This window comes from Denitrobacterium sp. (genome assembly GCF_056180635.1).
This window is the reverse complement of the sequence record NZ_JAZZJS010000067.1, coordinates 1-4,888: the sequence shown is the minus strand read 5'-3', so window position 1 is coordinate 4,888 and position 4,888 is coordinate 1. Positions and strand designations below refer to the sequence as shown.

Genomic DNA, 4,888 nt, shown 5'->3' with positions numbered 1-4,888 from the left:
ATGAGATGGTTCAAGGGGGCGGCGTCGCTTTGAAGGTCGGCCTTGAAGCTGAGTTCCTCGCGACAGCTCATGATCGTGATGCCATGATCGCCCAACGTACCCGAAACAAGAATCTTATCGCCGGGCTTGCAGAGCTGCCCGCCAAGCACGCGTCCCGCCGGAATGAAGCCCACGCCGCTCGTGTTGATGTAGACGCCATCGCCGTGGCCGCGATTCACCACTTTGGTGTCGCCCGTGACGATGCGCACGCCCGCTTCCTTCGCGACATCTGCCATGCTCTGGCAAATGCGCTTCAAGTCGGCCATGGGAAATCCCTCTTCCAGAATGAAGCCGCACGAGAGGTATTTCGGCACGGCACCGCTCGTCGCAACATCGTTCACCGTGCCGCACACAGCCAAATGGCCAATGTCGCCGCCCAGGAAGAAATGAGGCGTCACGACGAAGCTATCGGTGGAATACGCCAGGCGCTCGCCTTTCGCGGGAAGGGGCAAATCAGCCGCATCGTTGCCCGCGGCAAGCTCGTCACCGCCATATGCCTCGAAGAACACTTCGTCGATGATGCGTCGCATCATCGTTCCGCCGCTGCCATGGCCCAGCAGTACCGTTTCGTCCATCACATTCCCTTTCGAAAATAAGGCGCCGCATGCGGGCGCCTTACATATATATGTATGCAGTTGCTCTGATGGGAGCTAATATACGCGCCCACCGGTTGCGGTGAGCACAAGGCGCCCCGTTTGCACGCCCTTCAAGCCAAGAATCAAGTCGGCGATGCCCTGCACCAGACCCGTCTCTCCCCTGATGATGATAACCTCCAGGCAGGAATGGTGATCGATATGGATGTGCGTGCTCGAGACTATATTGTCGAAGTACTCGTGCTGCACGCCGTCGATTTTGTCGCGCAGGTCATTCACATGATGATCGTAGACAATGGTAAGGGTTCCCATTACCTCCATGCCGAGCGTGCCACATTGCTCCCCCGCCAATGCCTCACGCACGAGGTCGCGGATGACTTCGCTGCGGTTTTTGGCCAAACCGCGGCGAGCTACCAGCTGGTCGAATTCCACCAGCAGGTCTTCGGGCATCGCAACCGAAAAGCGCATGAGATCGTTAGCCATAACGCCTCTTTCTCAGAATCAACCGGATTTATACGAGCTTAACCGAAACGTTAGCCACGGCTTCGGCGTCTTCTTCCAGCGCATCCTGGGCGTCGGTAATGAGCGCGCGGGCGTCGTCGAGCATATGCTGCACTTGATGCATCAGCTCACCCGTCTTCTCGAAGCCAGCATCGCCGGCGACATGACCCAGCTTGTGGGCCCACCTGCGATTGAGGGCAATCTGGTCGTCAATCTGCTCGAGCATCATCTTATACTGACCCGTGTTGACACCGTTCTGGCACATATCGTGCTCCTTTCAAGCGTTCGAGTGTCCTTCCTCTTTCCGCACACTAGTGTAGTCGTGTTGAAGCGTTTCGATGTGACGATTCTATAAAAATGTGTGAGTAATCGCCTTTATTCGCCGACGAGCAGCATTGCCCCTGAAAAACGATACCGGCATGGTTACATTTCGTATCCGAACGTTGACAATATTTGAATCAGATATGCGTATGTTGTGTTTTCGTAATAATATACTTGCATAGCTGAATGACGGGCAGGGGGCTAGCATGGGGCAGGCAGCAGTACCGCATCAGAACGAGCAGAGCACGTTTTCCTCGACGTATTTCGTTCCCTTTTCCATGGAACGTAACGCGTTGCGCCACATCCTGGAGGACGAAGGGGTCATCAGCACGACGCAGTACCGCATGCTCGCGGAACTGTTCTTCGCGCACCCGAACTCGATTCCCCAATCGCAAATCAGCGGATTGCTTCACGTGAAACCAAACGTTGTCGCCAACGCATTCCCTCAACTCGACGCTCTCATGTTCACGCACCGCCGCGAGAGCGAGCAAGATGCTCGTGCGCGCATAGCAAGCATCACGCCGCAGGGCGTCGCCTATATTAATGAGAAGGAAAAGACGCTCGTGGGGCGCCTGCAATTCGGCTGGCCGCCACGCAATGAAAACTATCAGCGACTTTTCAGGGCCATCGCACATGTAGGGCATTCCATCGACCAGAACATCCCAGCGGTTGTTTCCGCCAAGACGCCCGCAACCCACATGGTCGCAGCGCTCGAAACCATCGCGCGACCCATCGAAACCGAGACGAAGACGCAGAGTGGCTACCCGGTTCCCGAATGCAGGGTGCTGCAGCGTCTGTACGAAACGCATATTCCCATGCGCATCGGCGTCATCGCAAACCAGCTCATGCTCACCAACGCAACGGCCACGCGCACCACCAAGTCGCTTCACAAGAACGGCCTGATCCAACGCCTGGCCCACCCCAACGATAACAAGGCGGTCTACATCGCCCTCACCGAACGCGGAGAACTCGAGGCGCTGCGCGTGGTGAATATCATCAACTACGCAGGGGAAAAGTATTTCTGGAATAGGCTCGAAGAGGGGCATAGGCTTACGTTCACGCAGCTCAATCGCGTGATTCTTGCCATCATGAAGATGCAACGCCGAGCGCAGGAAACAGCCGAGCTTTCCAGTCTCACTGCCATCGACTAACCGCATCATCCCCATACACTCGCCAGGTAGACAATTTGGCATGCTAGCGCAACACGCGCCGACGACGTGCCGTATAATCGTGCGTATTGCGGTCACAGCCTCCACCTGGAGTTTCATGAACAAACAAGCGCTTCCCCATACCTCGCGCACCATGCTGCCCTGCGTTGCATGGGGCTTTTTCCTCGCGTCGATGATGCTCATCGTCGACTTCCACCCCGCGCCCGCTCCCACGGGTCAGGACTTCCAACTCGCTTTCATCTGCTCACTCGCCCTTATCGCATGTGGCTTTGCACTGGTGGCGCGCGTGAGGCTCATCCATTTCACGCGCGAACACACCGCGGGAGCCCTCGTCCTATATATATGTTGCATCGCCGTATCGCATTTTGCCGCGGGCATCATCCAAGTTGCCATCGTGTCGGCGTTCGGCGCGAGCCTTGCCACGTTCGTCATCGCCTGCCAATGGGCAAGCGCCCACGCGGCGCTCGAACTAAAAGAGGCAACGCTCGTTATTTCGCTGGACGTTGCCCTTTCCGCGCTGCTGGCCATCATCGCCACGTTCATCCCCATCGAGACGCTATTCGCATACAACGCTATCTTATTCGCGGCTGGCTGCATCCCACTCTTCCACACCGTGCACCAGGGCAAACTCGAGAACGAGCCCAACGATTCCCGCAACCATATCCGCACGGCCCTCAGCGATCTGGCCTTTCCCCTCGCCGGCCTCTTTCTCTTCTACCTCATTTCTGGATCCGCACGCGGGGCTGAGCTGGCAAGCATGGGCTTTCTCGACGGCCCGCAAGGATATACCGAATACATCTTCCGCATCATCTGCGCCATTCCACCCATTCTTTTGGTTGCATGGCCACCACGGCGCTTCAGCCTCAACGTCATCCTGCAGGCGGTGCTGCCAGCTGGCGCAGCATTGCTCCTCCTACCCTGGATGGCCTTCTCGCAAAACAACGATGCATGGTCGCTGCTCTTCTTCGCATTTGGACGAGGCGCCTGCTTCAGCAGCTGCATCATCACTATGTGGCTTTACCTCACCTCAGCTGTACGCGTCGCACGCGACACGAGCGTCATATTGTGCGGGATAACGCTCGCCATCATACTCGCAAGCGTTCCCCTGGGTATCGCCATCTACCTTCTCGCGGGGGACGACATCGCGCGAAATGTCGCGCCGCTTGGCATCATCATCTTCCTCGTCATCAACTACGCCGTTGCAACCCTGCGCCCCACAGTGAACCAGCCAGCGGCTTTCAATGAGGGCCTGGCATCCGTATGCCATCTCGTCTCGTCGCGTCATGGGCTCACCCCTCGTGAAACCGAGATACTCTCGTACATCGCACGCGGACGATCGGCTACCTACATTGCCGATCGCCTGTGCATTTCACCCCATACCGTCAAGACGCACACGCGGCACATTCACGAGAAGCTGGGCGTGAGCTCACGCCAGGACATCATCGACCTGATTGAAAATCACTCATCACCCCATCAGGCCCAATAGGATCATACGTAAAACGACCCCGGTTGCGAGATGAACCGCCTCCCATTTCTTGGACACGAGAAATGGAAGGCCTTTTTATGGCAGGAAACGCTCTGCACGACGTCGGGGTGAGGCTGCACGCGGCTGAGCTGTACGACGAGGGACATGGCCGCGCGTCGATTGCGGCTCTGCTCGGGATACCAGAGGAAACCGTGAGACAATGGATCAACACGTACAGATCCGTTGGCGTCGAGGGGCTGATGGTCATGGGGCGCAAGCACACCAAGTATTCGTTTGAGACCAAGGTGGCAGCAGCACGAGCGGTTGTTGACGAGGGCATGACCAAAGCGGAGGCCATGGCGAAGTACGGGATCGCCTCGACGACCCCGCTGAAGAACTGGATGAAGGCATACCGGGAGGGCGGGCCGGAGGCGCTCAGGCCGAAGTCGCGAGGAAGGCGAAAGGGAACGCCGTCCTCGCCCAAGGAGCCGACCCGCGAGGAGGAGCTCGAGCGCCAGGTCCGGAGGCTCGAGGCGGAGGTCGCCTACCTAAAAAAATCGATAGCCCTGAAGGCGGAGAAGCGCTCTCGAACCGCGAGAAGGCAGCGGCCGTGAGCGAGCTTTCAGGGCAGTATCCGCTATCCGACCTGCTCGAGAGCGCGGGGCTCGCCAGGTCGAGCTACTACTACGCGCTGTCGCACCCGAAGGCCCCAACCAGGCCGGAGCTCTGGGAGGCCGCCGCCGAGATATTCTCGCGCACCGCCAACGGGTGCGGCCACAGGCAGGTCGCCATGTGCCTGC

At 58.2% G+C, this 4,888-nt stretch carries 6 protein-coding genes and 1 pseudogene; 4 read left to right on the top strand and 3 right to left on the bottom strand.

Annotated features, from left to right (window positions below; all coding sequences use genetic code 11):
* The 3 genes from hypE to AC04P6_RS05985 all read right to left on the bottom strand — a co-directional run.
* Window positions 1-614: hydrogenase expression/formation protein HypE (gene hypE, locus AC04P6_RS05995; RefSeq protein WP_475565712.1), on the bottom strand; the 614-nt coding region annotated here is incomplete at its 3' end.
* A 75-nt stretch (window positions 615-689) separates the two neighbouring features.
* On the bottom strand, window positions 690-1,115 hold the full coding sequence (gene nikR, locus AC04P6_RS05990; RefSeq protein WP_475565711.1) for a nickel-responsive transcriptional regulator NikR: 426 nt from the start codon (window positions 1,113-1,115) through the stop codon (window positions 690-692).
* A gap of 28 nt (window positions 1,116-1,143) precedes the next feature.
* Window positions 1,144-1,398 (bottom strand): dynein gamma chain protein, encoded by a 255-nt coding sequence (locus tag AC04P6_RS05985; RefSeq protein ID WP_475565710.1) that lies wholly within the window; start codon window positions 1,396-1,398, stop codon window positions 1,144-1,146.
* Window positions 1,399-1,660: 262 nt separating this feature from the next.
* Here AC04P6_RS05985 and AC04P6_RS05980 point away from each other — a divergent pair, with 262 nt between their 5' ends.
* The 4 genes and pseudogenes from AC04P6_RS05980 to AC04P6_RS05965 form a co-directional block, all read left to right on the top strand.
* The gene (locus AC04P6_RS05980; RefSeq protein WP_475565709.1) at window positions 1,661-2,605 is read left to right on the top strand and encodes a MarR family transcriptional regulator; all 945 of its coding nucleotides are present in this window, start codon (window positions 1,661-1,663) and stop codon (window positions 2,603-2,605) included.
* 115 nt (window positions 2,606-2,720) lie between these two features.
* Window positions 2,721-4,109, top strand: a complete 1,389-nt coding sequence (locus AC04P6_RS05975) for a helix-turn-helix transcriptional regulator (RefSeq protein WP_475565708.1) — start codon at window positions 2,721-2,723, stop codon at window positions 4,107-4,109.
* Between the two features lie 77 nt (window positions 4,110-4,186).
* Window positions 4,187-4,702 (top strand): helix-turn-helix domain-containing protein, encoded by a 516-nt coding sequence (locus AC04P6_RS05970; protein ID WP_475565707.1) that lies wholly within the window; start codon window positions 4,187-4,189, stop codon window positions 4,700-4,702.
* Window positions 4,699-4,888: pseudogene (locus AC04P6_RS05965) on the top strand (IS3 family transposase); the annotation flags it as partial. The gene AC04P6_RS05970 and the pseudogene AC04P6_RS05965, both read left to right, overlap by 4 nt.

Bases quoted from the DNA above. Each gene is read 5' to 3' on its own strand.
- AC04P6_RS05975 (WP_475565708.1), top strand. From the start codon at position 2,721: ATGAACAAACAAGCGCTTCCCCATACCTCGCGCACCATGCTGCCCTGC.
- AC04P6_RS05980 (WP_475565709.1), top strand. From the start codon at position 1,661: ATGGGGCAGGCAGCAGTACCGCATCAGAACGAGCAGAGCACGTTTTCC.
- AC04P6_RS05970 (WP_475565707.1), top strand. From the start codon at position 4,187: ATGGCAGGAAACGCTCTGCACGACGTCGGGGTGAGGCTGCACGCGGCT.
- AC04P6_RS05985 (WP_475565710.1), bottom strand. From the start codon at position 1,398: ATGTGCCAGAACGGTGTCAACACGGGTCAGTATAAGATGATGCTCGAG.
- nikR (WP_475565711.1), bottom strand. From the start codon at position 1,115: ATGGCTAACGATCTCATGCGCTTTTCGGTTGCGATGCCCGAAGACCTG.